This window comes from Mesorhizobium sp. B2-3-5, from assembly GCF_006442395.1.
In the GTDB taxonomy this organism is placed as follows: domain Bacteria; phylum Pseudomonadota; class Alphaproteobacteria; order Rhizobiales; family Rhizobiaceae; genus Mesorhizobium.
Genome location: NZ_VFVX01000022.1, coordinates 75,622 through 91,025 on the forward strand (window position 1 = coordinate 75,622; position 15,404 = coordinate 91,025).

Sequence of the window (15,404 nt, forward strand, 5' to 3'; positions counted from 1 at the left end):
GTTACGCTCCCCACGCGGATCGACCCCTCCCCACAAAGGGAGGATAAGGCATGAACTGGTCGATCTCCTTCGAACCGCTGATCTCCTGGCCGCTTTGGGCCCTGGTGCTTGTGCCGCTGGCGCTGCTTGCGCTTGTCGGCCTGTGGTTTCGCCAGCGCGGCGCGGTCCTTCGCTTCGTCGCCCTGCTGGCGCTCGCCGCCGCCCTCTTCAATCCGGTATTCCTCAACGAGGAGCGTGACCCTCTGAAGAGCGTGGTTGCCCTCATCGTCGACCGCAGCCAGAGCCAGGATATTGGCGACCGCACCAAGCAGGCCGATGAGGCGCTCGCCGGGCTGCAACAGCGTCTTGGCCGCTTCAAGCAGTTCGACGTCCGCGTCGTCGAGGCCGGCAAGTCCGACGCCGCCGAGGAGCGCACCGAAACCCGGCTGTTCAGCGCGCTGGAAGGCGCCTTCCGCGACGTGCCGCCCTCGCGTGTCGGCGGCGCCATCATGATCACCGATGGCGAGGTGCACGACGCGCCTCCGGGCGCGCCCGACTTCAACGCTCCGCTGCATGCGCTGATCACCGGCAACGAGCACGAGAAAGACCGCCGCATCCGCTTCGAGAACGCGCCGCGCTTCGGCCTCGTCGGCAAGCCGCTCGACATGACCTACCGCGTCATCTCGACGGAGAACGAGAGCGGCCCTGTCGATGTGCGTGTCTCGGTCAATGGCGAACAGGTTGCGGTCGAGCACGCCACCGTTGGCCAGGCCATGCCGCTGCAGGTGACCATTCCGGGCGCCGGCCGCAACATCATCGAACTCGCCATCGATCGCGAACCGGGCGAATTGACCGATACCAACAACCGCGCCATCGCGCTGGTCGACGGCATCCGCGAGAATTTGCGCGTGCTGCTCGTCTCCGGCGAGCCGCACGCGGGCGAGCGCACCTGGCGCAACCTGTTGAAATCCGACGCCTCGGTCGATCTCGTCCATTTCACCATTCTGCGGCCCCCCGAGAAGCAGGATGGCACGCCGATCAACGAATTGTCGCTGATCGCCTTCCCGACCCGCGAGCTGTTCGTCGAGAAGATCAAGGATTTCGACCTCATCATCTTCGACCGCTACCAGCACCGCGACGTGCTGCCGATCCTCTATTACGACTACATCTCGGAATATGTCGAAAAGGGCGGCGCGCTGCTGATCGCCGCCGGCCCCGAATATGCCGGAGAAAGTTCGATCGCGCGTACGCCGCTGATGTCGGCCCTGCCGGCCATGCCGACCGGCGAGGTGGTCGAAAAGGCCTTCTATCCACGCCTGACCGATCTCGGCCAGCGTCATCCGGTGACGCGCGGCCTCGACGGTTCGGCCACAGAACCGCCGCACTGGAGCCGCTGGTTCCGCACCATCGGGGTGCAGAACCCGCAAGGCGAAGTGGTGATGAAGGGGGCCGACAACCGGCCGCTGCTCCTGCTCGACCGCAAGGGTGAAGGCCGTGTCGGCATGCTCCTATCCGATCAGGGCTGGCTGTGGGCGCGCGGCTTCGAGGGCGGCGGCCCGCATGTCCAGCTCTACCGGCGCATCGCCCACTGGCTGATGAAGGAGCCCGAGCTCGAGGAGGAGCGGTTGACCGCCGAGGGACGCGGCATGGTGCTGGAGATCCGCCGCCAGACGATGGCCGACGAACCCGGCCCGGCACAGATCATCACCCCCTCCGGCAAGACCTTGACCGTCAAGCTCGAGAAATCCGAGCCCGGCGTCTTCCTCGGCAGCGTCCAGACCAGCGAGATCGGTCTCTTCCAGGTCGCCAACGGCGATCTCACCGCGCTGGCCCATGTCGGACCGGTCAACGCGCCGGAATTCGCCGATGTCGTCTCCACCGAGGACCGGCTGAAGGCGCCGGCGGAAGCCACCGGCGGCAGCGTGCGCCGGCTGACCCCGTCCGCGGCCACTGGCAGCGACGTGAGCCTGCCTTCCATCGTGCCTGTGCGCTCGGCCGGTGCTGCCTCCGGCAACGACTGGATCGGCCTGCGCACCACCGACGACAGCGTCCTGAAGGCCGTCTCGCGCGTGCCGCTGTTCGGCGGCTTCCTCGGCCTCGGCCTGTTGCTTCTGGCGATAGGCTCGATGTGGTACCGCGAGGGAAGATGAGCGGCGGCGCCTTTCCTTCTCACTCCCACAAGGGGAGAAGGAACAGCGCCTGCTCTACTCCTCCGGCTCCGTCGTGAACAGCAGCGGGTAGCCCTTGGCCTTGCCGGCGTCGGTGGCTCGCGTCGCCTTGGTTTCGGCGACATCCTTGGTGAAGACCGCGACGACGCAGGCGCCACGCCGGTGCGCGGTGATCATGATCCGGTGCGCCTGGTCTTCGCTGAGCTTGAACTCGCCCTTCAGCACCGTCACCACGAATTCGCGCGGGGTGAAATCGTCATTGATAAGGATGACCTTGTAGAGCTTCGGCCGCTCGGTCTGCGGCTTGACCTTGGTTCGCGGTTTTGTGGTGATTTCTGGCATCGGAACCGGCAGTTTCCCGATCGGGCTTCGCCTCGCATTTTGCCACGCGCGGCAGCGATCGTCCATTTTGGATTGGCATGCAGACCGTCGGCGGGCCGGCCCGGTCATTCACAATCATGTGGGAAATTGTCGGTCGCGGTTCAACGGCCCTGACGGCCGAAGACGCGGCGATTTGCGTCGGCATCCGCCCGGTGTTCCATCCATGCCGCGATCGGCCACGCGACAACGCAGATCAGCGTCACGCTGGTGAGCAGGATCAGCAGCCAGGTCTGTGCCGGCGTGATGTAGTCCCACTTGCTGGAAATGGCTGGCGCAAACAGCGAAGGCTCGGTGCGCCCGCTCGCCGGATCCGGCACCGGGCTGGCGGTGAGCAGGATCAGCACCCTGGCAATGCCGGTGGCAACCAGGCCGCCGAACACTATCGAGCGCAAAATGGACGAAAGCCGCTTCTTCATGCGGGCAGTCCTACAGGGCCGGCGTTGCAAACGGGTTAAGGCAGGTCGAAGCGCGTGACCGGAAGCCACCGGTGCTCAGTTTCCGATCAAGCGCATGGCAGAAGGCCGCCCCAGCCGGTTTGCGGCTGGGGCGGCCTTGATGGAGAGGTGTCCTGGAGCTGATTAGGCCTTCTTCGGAGCAGCCTTCTTCGGCGCGGCCTTCTTGGCGGATTTCTTGACCGGGCACTTATGCTTCTTGGTCACCTTGCAGGCCTTCGCGGCCTTCTTCATCGGAGCAGCCTTCGCGGCCGGAGCGGTGGCGGCAGGCGCAGTGGTGGTCGTGGTGGCAGCCGGAGCAGTGGTCGTGGTCGTGGTGGCGGCGGCGTTGCCGAGAGCCGGCATCGAGAAGGCGAGAGCAACGGCGAGGCCGAGGGCGGACAGGAGGGACTTTTTCATGGCTTCGTTTCCTTTTTCTTGCGGGTCGAGTTTGAGCGTCACTGAACTGGGTCGTTCGGTGTCACTCCAAGCAGCTTCAAAGCGTTGGCGAGCATCCGGATGCCCTGCGCCTGTTTCTTGGCGGCGCAGTACCGGTTGCCCTTTCTCTGAAGTGCCTTTGCCGCGGTGACCTGCGTTGCCGTGGCATGGGTTTCGAGTGCTTCATCAAATTGGTGGCTGAGATTGGCGCACCGTTCAGTCCGGGTAAGCGGCGCCTTTGCATCGGATTGTCCAACAGCGGTGGTGACCAGGCCAAGACCCAGCAACGCACCCAACAGACTGATCGACAACCTTGGCATCGGTTTATCCGTAAACCCGGAGACTATCGTCGCAGCCAATGACCTGACCGCCACGGCACCGTTATGCCGCCCTACCTTTTCAGGAGTTTTTCCGGATTGTAGAATTTTGTTTCTGGATTGTTTCTGGCTCGCCGGCGGAAAGCCGCCAAATGCCCTCTATGCGGGAAAGCCGAATTCCTTCCACCTTGAAATGCAAGGCACTGGCCAACATATGGCCCGAATTCTATCGTGTGGCTCATCGACCAAGAATCGCTTTGCCGGCAACCGAGACGGGGCACCTGTGAAATCCGACGCACACATACTGATCGTCGACGACGACAAGGGCATCCGCGACCTGCTGCAGGAGTTCTTCCAGAAGCGGGGCTTGCACACTTCGGTTGCCGCCGATGGCACCGAAATGGAAGCCATCCTGCGCCGTGCGCAGGTGGACCTCATCGTGCTCGACGTCATGTTGCCCGGCAAGAGCGGGCTGGAATTGTGCCGCGAACTGCGCGCCCAGTATTCGACGCCCATCATCATGCTGACCGCCGTCACCGAGACGACCGACCGGGTGGTCGGGCTGGAGATGGGCGCCGACGACTATGTGCCCAAACCCTTCGACCCGCGCGAGCTGCTGGCGCGCATCCGCGCCGTGCTGCGGCGCAACGGCGCCGCCGAGCCGAAGCGCGCCACCCCCAAGCAGATCTACCGCTTCGCCGGCTGGACGATGGACTGTTCGCGGCGCCGGCTGACCGCGCCCGACGATGTCAGGGTCGAGCTGACCATGGCGGAGTTCAACCTGCTGCAGACTTTCGTCAGGAGCGCGCAGCGCGTGCTGACCCGCGATCAGCTCATCGAGCTCTCCGGCGGCGATAGCGACTATTCCTTCGACCGCAGCGTCGACATCCTGGTCAGCCGGCTGCGGCGCAAGATGGAAGATGATCCCAAGACGCCCAAACTGATCCTCACCGTGCGCAGCGGCGGCTACCAGTTCCTGCCCGAGACGACCTCCGAATGAGACGTTTCCTGCCGCAGACCTTGCCTGTCTGGGTGCTGCTGATCGTCATTGCCGGCCTTTTGATCAGCCAGGTGGCGACGCTCTATATCGTGGCGCACGACCGCGCCGCCGCCAACGACGTGGTTGACCTCTACCGCCTCAACGACCGCGCCTATTCGCTGGTGCAGTTGATGAGCAGCGCCACGCCCGAGGAGCGCAAGGCGACCGCCGCGGGCCTGTTCAACTCGACCTATGCGCTCACCGTGTCGGACACCCCCGCCGTCACCTCCTCGATCGCCGGCGACGACGAACTGGCCGAGCTGGAAGACATCCTCGTCGGCCGACTGTCGAAGTTCGGCGTCACCGACGCGCGCGTGCGGCGCGATCCGGCGACGCGAGAGGCAGATGACGCCGGCGGCATGGTGTCCGGCCCCGATATCGGCCAGGTGGAACGCGACCTTTTGGTCCTGGCCGCCGACTTTGCCCAGAGCGACAAGCTGACCGCCTCGCTGCGCTTCGCCGACGGCCAGTGGCTGAACTTCACCGAGCCCATCACGCCCGTCGGCCCGATCCTGAGCGTCGACAGCCTGCCGCTCTATTCGCTGATCGCCGGCCTGGTGGTGATCATGTCGATCTGGTCGCTGCGCCGGCTGACGGGGCCCTACCGGATGATGGAAACCGCCGTGAACCGGATCGGCAAGGACCTGAAGAGCCCGCCGATCGCCGAGTCGGGCAGCCGCGAGGTCCAAGCCGCCGCCAGGGCAATCAACGCCATGCAAGCCAGGCTGCGCGAATATGTCGAGGACCGCGAACATCTTGCCGCCGCACTCGCGCATGACCTGCGCACGCCGATGACGCGCATGCGGCTGCGCCTGGAACTGTTGCGCAAATCGGCGGTTCGCGAGGCGCTGGCGCATGATCTCGCCGATGTCGAGAGCATCGCCAGTTCCGTGATCGACTTCGCCACCTTCGAGGTGACCGAGGAAAAAAGCGAACGCATCGACTTCTGGTCGCTGGTGGAATCGATCGCCGACGCCTACCCGGACGTCTCGTTCGACAATGACGGCACCCGTACGCGCGGATTGATCTGCATGGCGCGGCCGGTCGCGCTCAGGCGCTGCGTCACAAATCTGGTGCAGAACGCCGTCACCTACGGCAAGAAGGCGCATCTGAGCCTCCACCGCTCGGAGAGCACGATCACGCTCGCCATTCGCGACGAAGGCCCTGGCATACCGCAGGCCCAGATCGATGCCGTGTTCGGCTCCTTCGTCCGGCTGGAACAATCTCGCAACCGCCAGACCGGCGGTCTTGGTCTCGGCCTCACCATCGCGCGCAACATCGCGCGCGCCGCCGGGGGCGAGATCCGCCTGTCCAATCATCCGGACGGTGGACTGCTGACGGAGCTGCGCCTGCCGGTGGCGACCTGAATTAAACTATCTTCTGGCGACGCAATCCGGACGGAAAACCGTTTCACACTTTTCCTGGAATTGCTCTATCGCCGCAGCACCGCGCTCAGCACGTCGCGGATGCCGATCGCGCCGACAAAACGCGACTGGTCGTCGAACAGCGCGACCGGCGCAGTCTGCGAGCGATGCATGGCCAGCATCACGGTCTTCAGCGATGTGCCGGGATTGGCCCAGAACACCTGGGCGCTCTCCTCCGGCTGTCTCTCGACATCGGCGCAGGACACCCACACCGCCGGCTTGCCGTCGCGCTCGGCCGCCGCCACCAGCCCGTGCTCGTCGATCTTGAAGCGTGTCGTCTTGCGCCGGTCGAGCCAAACCCAGCCATCCGTGCCGTGTTCGAGGTCGCGGCGGTCGCGCATCACGTTCCAGGCGGTCAGCACCGACAGCGGGTTCACATTGGCGATGAAGTCCCGGACATAGTCGTTGGCGGGCCTGAGCACGATGTCTTCCGGCGCGCCGGTCTGGACGATGCGGCCGCCCTCCATGATGGTGATGTGGCTGCCGATCTTCAGCGCTTCCTCGAGATCGTGGCTGACGAAGATGATCGTCTTCTTCAATTCCGCCTGCAGCTGCAGCAATTCGTCCTGCAGCTTGGTGCGGATCAGCGGGTCGAGCGCCGAGAACGGCTCGTCCATCAACAGGATCGGCGCCTCGGTGGCAAAGGCGCGGGCCAGACCGACACGCTGCTGCATGCCGCCCGAAAGCTCGTGGGCGTATTTCTTCGACCACTGGTCGAGATTGACCAGCTTGAGCTGCCTGTGCACACGCTCCTTGCGTTCGGCGTCCGGCACGCCGGCGAGTTCGAGACCGAGGCCGACATTTTCCTCCACCGTGCGCCAGGGCAGCAGGCCGAACTGCTGGAACACCATCGCCACCTGTTTCTGCCGCAGCCGCCGCAAGGTCGTCTCGTCGCAGGTCACGACGTCGACCGTGCGGTCGCCGTCCTTGACCAGGACCTGGCCACGCGAGACGACGTTCAGGCGGTTGACCGCCCGCAGCAATGTCGATTTGCCCGAACCGGACAGACCCATGAGGACGGAAATCTCGCCCTCATGCACGGTGAGGCTGGCGCCGGCACAGCCCAGCACATTGCCGGTCTTCTCGAGTATCTCGGCGCGCGTCGCGCCCTTGTCGATCATCGCCAGCGAGCCCGCCTGGTCGGCGCCGAAGACGATGTCGACGTTCCTGAAATCAACGGCGACAGTCATTTCTTGCCTCCAACGCCAATGCGGGTCATTCGATCGAGCACGATGGCGAGCACAACGATGGCCAGGCCTGCTTCAAGCCCGAGATCGATGCGGCGTGAGCCGAGCGCGCGGTTGATCTCGGTGCCCAGCCCGCCGGCGCCGATCAGGGCGGCGAACACCACCATCGACAGCGACAGCATGATCGACTGGGTCAGCCCCGCCATGATGGTGGGCAACGCCGAGGGCAATTCCACCTTCCACAAGAGCTGGCGCTTGGTGGCGCCGAACGCCTCGCCGGCCTCGATGATCGACTTCGGCACGGAAACGACGCCGAGATGAGTAAGCCGGACGGCGGTTGGGATGACGAAGATGATGGTCACGATGAGACCGGGCGCGTTGCCGAGGCCGAACAGGGTGAGCACCGGGATCAGGTAGACGAAGGTCGGCAGCGTCTGCATCAGGTCGAGCACCGGCAGCATGACGCGATAGACCTTCGGCTTGTGCGCCGCCCAGATGCCTAGCGGCACGCCGATCGCCATCGCCATCGCGGCGGCGGCGACGACCAGCACCAGCGTCTGCACCGTCTGCTTCCAGAGGTTCTGATTGATGATGAAGATCAGGCCGAGGAAGACAGCAATGGCGAGCGGCCGTGAGCGCTGCAGCAGCCAGGCGATGACGGCGATGGCGAGCGCCAGCAGCACCGGCGGGACCATCAGCAAAAGGTTGACCAGCCCGTCGAGGATGAAATTGAGCCCGTTGGAGAAAGCTCTGAAGATGGTGTCGAAATTGTCGGTGAGGAAACCGAAAAAGGATTTTCCCCAGGCGCCGATCGGGATCTTGTGATCGACCATGAATTTGGAAATCGGATCCATCTCACCCCTCTTCCGCCGGAGCTCTGTCTTTGGCTCCGTACTGTCGTAACGTCATCTTGTCACAGCATAAGAAAAAGGGCAGCCTTTTCCAGATGGCTGCCCTTTTCTTTCGGTCATGCCGAAATCAAAGCCGGCTCAGCCTCCAAGCGCGGTCTTGACTGCCGCCGCCGCATCGCCGCCGTCGAAGGTGGTGACGCCGGCAATCCATGGCTTGACCGCGTCCGGATGCTTCTTCAGCCAGTCGGTCGCGACCGTCTGGGGGTCGCCGCCCTTCAGGATGGCGTCCATCATCTGGCCTTCCATGTCGAGGTTGAACTTCAGGTTGGCGATGAACTTGCCGGCATTGGGGCACTCGGTTGTGTAGCCCTTGCGCACATTGGTGTAGACGGTGGCCGCACCGAAGCCGCTGTCGCCCATGCCGTCGAGATAGGTGATCTTCATGGCGCCCATCACCGGATGCGGCGTCCAGCCGAGGAAGGCGATCCACTCATTGTTCTTCATCGACTGCTCGGCCTGCGTCAGCATGCCGGCCTCCGAGGACTCGACCAGCTCGAACCCGGCGAGGTTGTCCTTCGGGTTCTTGATCATGTCGAGGATGATGCGGTTGCCGTCATTGCCGGCTTCGATGCCGTAGATCTTGCCGTCGAACTTGTCCTTGAACTTGCCAAGGTCGGTCAGCGACTTGACGCCGGCATCCGCGACATAGGTCGGTACGACGATGCCATAACCGGCGCCGGTCAGGTTCGTGCTGATGGTCTCGACCGAACCGTCGGCGGTGTAATCCTTGATGTCGTTGGTCATCGACGGCATCCAGTTGCCGAGGAAGACGTCGAGGTCCTTGTTCTTGAGCGACGCCATCGTCACCGGCACCGACAGCTGGATGACCTTCGGCTCATAGCCGAGCGCGGTAAGCAGCACCGAGGCGAGGCCGGTGGTGGCCTGGATGTCGGTCCAGCCGACATCGGAGAGACGAACCGTCTTGCAACTCGCCGGATCGCCGGCAAAGGCGGCACTCGTGGACAGGAAAGCCGCCAGGCCGAGGCCGGCGACGAAAGAATTCATACGCGACATGTACTTTCTCCCATTGCGATTCTTTGGCGAGGCGAAGTTACGGTTTTTCTGCCCGCCTTGTTTCGTCAGCCAAACACCATTCTCGTGCGGTTTCAAGCATTAAGGCAATCACGATCAACGGCGCGGGCTGGCCAATCAGCGACACGGCCGACGCTTTGCCGACCCGGCCTCACCCTGTCGGTGCCGGCCGTGACGGCTTTTTCAGGGGAATGCGGCGGCAGGCCCTCCCCGCCCCGCGACAAGTCGGCTTAAAAGAGCGGCATGGCCAAGCTCTATTTCCACTACGCGACGATGAATGCCGGCAAGACGACCATGCTCTTGCAGGCATCGTACAATTATCGCGAGCGCGGCATGACGACGATGCTGTTCGTCGCCGGCCACTATAGCAAGGGCGACAGCGGCCTGATCTCGTCGCGCATCGGGCTGGAGACCGAGGCCGAGATGTTCCGCGACGGCGACGATCTGTTCGCCCGCGTCGCCGAACATAACGGGCGCAGCGCCGTGCATTGCGTCTTCGTCGACGAGGCGCAGTTTCTCGAGGAGGAGCAGGTCTGGCAGCTCGCCCGCATCGCCGACCGGCTGAACATCCCGGTCATGTGCTACGGCCTGCGCACCGATTTCCAGGGCAAGCTGTTTTCCGGGTCGCGCGCCTTGCTGGCGATCGCCGACGACCTGCGCGAGGTCCGCACCATCTGCCGCTGCGGCCGCAAGGCGACGATGGTCGTGCGCCTCGGCCCGGACGGCAAGGTTGCCCGCCAGGGCGAACAGGTGGCGATCGGCAAGGACGTCTATGTCTCGCTCTGCCGCCGCCACTGGGAAGAGGAAATGGGCCGCGCCGCGCCCGATGATTTTATCGGCTTCACCAGGGCCTGACCGGGCGCGCGGATCACGCATCGCCCCCGATCTGCCGATGCAGCGTTTGTTAAGGCCTCCGTCCTATAAGGCCGTCAGCCAGAGCTCCCCGGGGTCAGCCATGCTTCGAGCCGTTTTGTCAGCCAGCACCCTTCTGCTTGTCACCTCGCTTGCCGCTCATGCTGGCGGTGACCCGGTGCTGGGCAAGCACGTCTTCAACCGGTGCATTGCCTGCCATGAAGCGGCTAGCGACCGCGACAAGGTCGGCCCGCATCTGATGGGTGTCGTCGGCCGCACGGCGGGAACCGCCGAAAGCTTCCTCGGCCACTATTCGGAGGCCATGAAAAGCGCCGGCGCCGCCGGCCTTGTCTGGGACGAGGCGAACCTTGCCGAATACCTCAAGGCGCCCAGGCTGAAGGTGCCCGGCAACAGGATGGCTTTTGGTGGCCTCGGCAGTGACGACGACATCGCCAACATCATTGCCTATCTGAAGGCCGACCCAAAACCCTGAGCCGGCTGCAACCGGTCAGTTATTTGTCGAATTCGGAGGGCATCCGCCTCGGCGGAGACTGATTGCTTTGCCGGCATGAAAGTTCAAAATCAGCTGAACTATGACTGGCTGGCCAGTTGATCACGCCATGACCACGGCTCCATTGGCTTTCAAGGGCGCGGCCGGATATTTTGTTTTCGCTCCGCCCTTGTCGTCGCGCCTTTCAATCCCCGGATGCCCCACTTATATTCGCCGCTATTCGCAACCAGCGACCTGATGCCGAAGCGGGAGGCCCTTATGGCGACATTGCAGGATTTCGATGCCGAAATTGCCAAGACCAAGCAGGTCGTCCAGGACATGCGGGTCAGGATCGAGCAATCCGGCACCATGCTCGACACGCTCGCCACATCAGACAAGAAGATCGGCGACGCCAATTTCGACATCGAGAACGCCCGTATCGAGGACGTGCTGAAACAGCAGAAGGTGATGGAAGGCAACATCGCCGACCTGATCATCGGGCTCGAGGACGCGACCAATGTCTTCGGCGCCGAATTCGAGAGCATGAAGAACTATACCGGCTGGGAGAACTTCGTCGGCGTCTTTTCGGCGCAGCGCAAGCAGCGCATGCGCACCGACCGCGTCCGCAACATGTCGCTGGCCGGCAATCTGCAGGAATTGCTGGCCAAGTCCGACACCATCGTCGGCATCCTCAAGGCGCAGAAAGAAATCCTCGACCAACGCTACAAGACGTCGGAGGCCAGCCTGTCGCAGGTGATCGAGCGCCGCAAGGCCACCATGACGAACCTCGAAGCCGTGCAGAAACGCATCGGGGAGCTCAATCCGATGCTGCTCGACATCGAGAACAAGATCGCTGCCTCGACCAGCCAGATGGACCGGACGCAGCTCGAAGGCGAACGCTCGAAAATGGCCACGGAATACAATGAGAAGCAGGCCAAGGAGCAGGAACTGCTGGCCGAAAGCCAGACGCTGGAGCGCTACACCTCGATGTTCCAGACCTTCGTCGATTCGCTCAACAACCAGATCGCCGCGCAGTCGACGCTGATCAACAAGCTGACCATCGATACCGAGCAGCGCATCGTGCTCTACAAGGCGCTGGAGGATTCGCTGAAGACCGCCGCCCAGCAGGATGTCGCCCACAAGATCAACACTCTGGGCAGCCAGGTCGACAACACGGCCGAGGAAACCATGGCCGGTATCGGCGCCGCCTCGCAGAAGCACATCGGCGACCTCTTGGAGATGCACGAGAAGAACATGGTCGCCACCGCCGATATCCAGCGCCGCAAGAAGCTTGCCGACGACGCCTTTGCCCGCCGCTTCAACGAGGTGCTGAAGAAGCACAATTCGGCCAACTACGTGCAGTCATAATTGCCGCACGCACAGGTGCGACGCTCCCAGGGCCAGTAGCATGATCTCCGAAAACGACGCGGCGGCGCGGTATTTCTCGGCGATCACGGCCGCGCTCAGTGGACTTGAAGTGTTTATGCGCGACGACCGCTCGCCGCTCTACCGGCACGGCATCGTCGCCGGGATCGTCGCCGAATACATCGCCCGGCTCGACAAGTCCTTCTCCTGCTGGCGCAATCGGCTGGGCTTCATGGACACGTTCCGCATTTCGCGCGCCGAAAGCGGCTTCCCGGTGTTCCAGAACCTGCTCGAACTGGAAAACGACCGCCGCCAGGCCGACGCGCGGCTCGCCAACATCCCACTGGCCAGCGAACTGCGCGAGGAGATGGCGGACTTCATCCTGCGCCACAAGGAATTCCCCGAGGCGCTGCAGCGGTCGATGGCCGAACGGCTCTATCTCGAGGACGTCAAGAGCGAGCAAACCTTCGGCCCGTTCACACTGGCGCAGACCGCCAAGGTCTCGGTCAATCCGAGGACGGCGCGGCCCTATTATCTCGTCCACTGGGCGAGTTTCGACGGCAGCGCCAACCTGCCATTGGTCTACATGGTGACGGTGGAGGACTCATCCGAGAACATGATCCACCAGCTCGTCGACAGGAACGGCAAGCTCAACGACAAGGTCGACATCCCACTGCCCGTCGACGGCCTGCTCAATCCCGAGCTAGCCCACCGTTTCGACGATTTCACCGAGAAGAACTCCGCCTACACGCTGTCGCCGGCCACCATCGCGGTCAACCTCGACAAGGATTTCCCCAATCTGCATCCCAAGCAGCTGCGCCGCGTGGTGCTCGGTCCCTTCTATTCGGCCGGCATCACCGAAAACAACTCCGTCGTCGCCCAAGTACTGGCCAAGGTGCGCAAGCCCGACAATGCCTGGCTGCTGACCTGGACCATCCAGGAAGTCTATTCGAAGAGTGAGAAGCCGGGCCGCAGGGGTCTCTGGTCGAGCGAGCCGGCATCCGAGGAATTCTTCATCGACACCGACGATCTGGAAGCGGCGCGCCAGGGCGTGTCGAGCTACGAGAACCATGCCTTGATCCCGCACGAGGCCTACCAGGCGCTCTACGCCGCCGGCGAAGCGCAGAAGATCTTTGGCGGCTACAAGGTCCACATCCTGTCCAACGGACAGGTCATCTCGGACGTCTGACCGTCACACCAGGGAGCATCCTTCATGGACACCGGCCTGACCACCATTCCGGAAGCGGCGATCGAGAAGCACCGCGCCACCGCGCAAAGCTTCATCACCCGCATCGTCGTGCTGGAGGATCCATCGCGCGAATCCGGCACGGCGCTTGCCGGCACCAACCGCCGCTTCGTCTCCACCGTCTCGGTCGGCTCGGTGCGCCGCACGCGCGAGGTCGAACTGTCGAAGACCGTCGGCGCCGTCCATGCCGACGACCAGCTGCTCACCATCCCGCAGCACACGCTGCTGTTTCGCGCCCGGCGCGGCACGGCGGTCGCGCTGGCGGTGTCGGACGTATTCGCCGAAGGCTCCGATCTCGAAAGCCTGCAGGCCAGGAACACCCGCGCCCCGCTCGAAGGCGACGAGGCGTCCACTTTCAAGAAACTGCTGTCGGCATCGGCTTACATCGCGGCCTTCAGCCTCGCCTCCTACCTGTTCCAGCTGATCGACAGCGACGGCGAGGCGCCGAATGACATTCCCGAGCCGGATTTTCTTTTCGACACACCCCAGGATGCGGTGAAGTCGATCATCGCCGGCCTCGACAAGGCGATAGCAGGCTCATCCGACGATGCCGACCTGATGACTCGCGCCCGTGCCTTCGCCCGCGTCGCCATAGATGGGCTGCTGGCGCGCAAAGGCCGCTTCGACGGCATCGGCCCATTCGAGAGCGCCCATATCCGCATCGACGTCGACGATTTCACCCTCGACGGTTTCGATGTTGCGCCCGGCAAGCGCTCCAAGCCGCTGGTGATGACCTTCAAGAAGCCCGAAGAGGTCGTCGGCAACCACATCGCCAAATACCAGTCGGTCAAGCTGGCCAAGATGCTGATGGCCTATGATTTCGAGCGCGAACTGAACCCCTTCGTCGAACTCGGCGGCTTCCTCTTCACCTTCATCGGTGACGGCGCGCCCGGCACCGGCAAGACGACGCTGATCCAGATGATCGCCGGCCTCGTCCACGACTACTGCCAGGTCGCAGGCTACCCCTTCGCCTATGAGAATTTCGGCGTCGACCAGATCTCATCCTATCAGGGCAAGTCGGGCCAGAACTGCCGCCAGTTCATCAACAACGTCTTGAACCCGCGCGTCATCGGCTTCGGCACCATCGACGACATCGACCAGGTGGCCGCGCGCCGCTCCGACGACCGCGCCTCGGCCGGCCAGCAGGAAATCACCGGCGTCCTGATGGACGCCTTCGGAGGAGCGTCCACGGTCGTGCGCGGCAACTGCTCGTTCGGCATGTTCTCCAACTATCCCGAAAATGTCGACGACGCGCTGCGCCAGCGCGCCGGCGCCCGCTGGCTGGTCGACGGACCGCAGACGCGCGACGATTACATCGACATCTTTGTCCTTCTCGCCGGCAAGAACCACAAGATTCCGCTGGGCGACCACAAACTCTACGCAGCGCAGGAGATCCAGCGCGCCGTCGCGGAAGCCTATGAGGAGCACGAGAAGCCGCGGGAGGACGGGCTGATGCGGGTCTATGAACGCTACATGAAGGAGAACGGCGCGCCCAGGACCATGGCCGATATCGGCACCTATCTGCACCTGATCAAGGACGCCGAACCGCGCTTCACCGGCCGCGCCATCAAGAATGTCACCGACGCCATCAAGATGCGCGCCATGGACATCGAGCTTCCCGACGACTGGTTCGAGAAACCGGAAGCCTTCATGCACAAGAGCTACGACGACAAGAAGGCGATGATCGAGGACCTGCGCGGCCCGTTCTCGATGGATATGGTGATGCAGGAGATCAACCGCTACGCGGACAGCGAGTTCCGCTATTCCGACAAGTCCGACGACGCCGCGGTGGAAAAACTCCTGCGCGACGCCCGCCTGCGCGAACGCGCGGCACGCGAGATGGAGGAGATGAAGAAGAAGGGGCTTTGGAATGCGTGAGGTGCGCCAGCCTTCCCTTCTCCCCTTGTGGGAGAAGGTGTCGCCGAAGGCGACGGATGAGGGGTGTTCCAGCTTGGCATCAACGGCGCTACGGCCAACACCCCTCATCCGTCTCGGCGCTGCGCGCCGATCCACCTTCTCCCACAAGGGGAGAAGGAAAGGTCACGCCCCTCATCTGCCCGCCGGCATCTTTGTAACTTGTCATTTGCCGAATCCGTTATGATGGCGGGAGCGGTGGCGGACGAGAGGCCGACGCATCTTTGGGC

15 protein-coding genes are annotated in these 15,404 nt (G+C 63.5%); 8 read left to right on the forward strand and 7 right to left on the reverse strand.

Features of this window, described 5'->3' with window-relative positions; translation table 11 throughout:
• Positions 1-50 precede the first annotated feature (50 nt).
• Complete coding sequence (locus FJ958_RS22360) at positions 51-2,129, forward strand: hypothetical protein (RefSeq protein ID WP_140745516.1); 2,079 nt, start codon at positions 51-53, stop codon at positions 2,127-2,129.
• Between the two features lie 54 nt (positions 2,130-2,183).
• On the opposite strand, the gene clpS is transcribed toward FJ958_RS22360, so the two are convergent.
• The 4 genes from clpS to FJ958_RS22380 form a co-directional block, all read right to left on the reverse strand.
• Positions 2,184-2,489, reverse strand: coding sequence for an ATP-dependent Clp protease adapter ClpS (clpS, locus tag FJ958_RS22365; RefSeq protein ID WP_140745517.1), 306 nt, complete (start codon positions 2,487-2,489; stop codon positions 2,184-2,186).
• Positions 2,490-2,629: 140 nt separating this feature from the next.
• Positions 2,630-2,944: a hypothetical protein gene (locus FJ958_RS22370; protein WP_140745519.1), complete on the reverse strand. Its 315-nt coding sequence runs from the start codon at positions 2,942-2,944 to the stop codon at positions 2,630-2,632.
• 162 nt (positions 2,945-3,106) lie between these two features.
• A complete protein-coding gene (locus tag FJ958_RS22375) occupies positions 3,107-3,379 on the reverse strand; it encodes a hypothetical protein (RefSeq protein WP_140610748.1) in 273 nt (90 codons plus the stop codon).
• A gap of 38 nt (positions 3,380-3,417) precedes the next feature.
• Complete coding sequence (locus FJ958_RS22380; RefSeq protein ID WP_140610749.1) at positions 3,418-3,717, reverse strand: hypothetical protein; 300 nt, start codon at positions 3,715-3,717, stop codon at positions 3,418-3,420.
• Between the two features lie 280 nt (positions 3,718-3,997).
• On the opposite strand from FJ958_RS22380, the gene FJ958_RS22385 reads away from it, so the two are divergent.
• Both FJ958_RS22385 and FJ958_RS22390 read left to right on the forward strand, forming a co-directional pair.
• Positions 3,998-4,714, forward strand: a complete 717-nt coding sequence (locus FJ958_RS22385) for a response regulator transcription factor (protein WP_140745521.1) — start codon at positions 3,998-4,000, stop codon at positions 4,712-4,714.
• A complete protein-coding gene (locus FJ958_RS22390) occupies positions 4,711-6,120 on the forward strand; it encodes an ATP-binding protein (protein WP_140745523.1) in 1,410 nt (469 codons plus the stop codon). Before FJ958_RS22385 ends, FJ958_RS22390 begins: the two co-directional genes overlap by 4 nt.
• Before the next feature lie 65 nt (positions 6,121-6,185).
• Here the strand turns inward: FJ958_RS22390 and choV are convergent, their stop codons facing one another.
• The 3 genes from choV to FJ958_RS22405 form a co-directional block, all read right to left on the reverse strand.
• Positions 6,186-7,367 (reverse strand): choline ABC transporter ATP-binding protein, encoded by a 1,182-nt coding sequence (gene choV / locus FJ958_RS22395; RefSeq protein WP_140745525.1) that lies wholly within the window; start codon positions 7,365-7,367, stop codon positions 6,186-6,188.
• Entirely contained in the window at positions 7,364-8,218 is an 855-nt protein-coding gene (gene choW / locus FJ958_RS22400) for a choline ABC transporter permease subunit (protein ID WP_140745526.1), read from the reverse strand. The genes choV and choW overlap by 4 nt, the downstream gene beginning before the upstream one ends.
• Positions 8,219-8,353: 135 nt before the next feature.
• Positions 8,354-9,289, reverse strand: coding sequence for a choline ABC transporter substrate-binding protein (locus tag FJ958_RS22405; protein ID WP_140745528.1), 936 nt, complete (start codon positions 9,287-9,289; stop codon positions 8,354-8,356).
• A gap of 261 nt (positions 9,290-9,550) precedes the next feature.
• On the opposite strand from FJ958_RS22405, the gene FJ958_RS22410 reads away from it, so the two are divergent.
• The 5 genes from FJ958_RS22410 to FJ958_RS22430 all read left to right on the forward strand — a co-directional run bounded on the left by FJ958_RS22410 (position 9,551) and on the right by FJ958_RS22430 (position 15,138).
• Complete coding sequence (locus tag FJ958_RS22410) at positions 9,551-10,162, forward strand: thymidine kinase (RefSeq protein WP_140745530.1); 612 nt, start codon at positions 9,551-9,553, stop codon at positions 10,160-10,162.
• A 100-nt stretch (positions 10,163-10,262) separates the two neighbouring features.
• The gene (locus FJ958_RS22415; protein ID WP_140745531.1) at positions 10,263-10,652 is read left to right on the forward strand and encodes a cytochrome c family protein; all 390 of its coding nucleotides are present in this window, start codon (positions 10,263-10,265) and stop codon (positions 10,650-10,652) included.
• A 276-nt stretch (positions 10,653-10,928) separates the two neighbouring features.
• Complete coding sequence (locus FJ958_RS22420; protein WP_140745532.1) at positions 10,929-12,017, forward strand: hypothetical protein; 1,089 nt, start codon at positions 10,929-10,931, stop codon at positions 12,015-12,017.
• A 40-nt stretch (positions 12,018-12,057) separates the two neighbouring features.
• Complete coding sequence (locus FJ958_RS22425; protein WP_140745534.1) at positions 12,058-13,203, forward strand: hypothetical protein; 1,146 nt, start codon at positions 12,058-12,060, stop codon at positions 13,201-13,203.
• Between the two features lie 24 nt (positions 13,204-13,227).
• Positions 13,228-15,138, forward strand: a complete 1,911-nt coding sequence (locus tag FJ958_RS22430) for an ATP-binding protein (RefSeq protein ID WP_140745535.1) — start codon at positions 13,228-13,230, stop codon at positions 15,136-15,138.
• Positions 15,139-15,404: the final 266 nt, after the last annotated feature.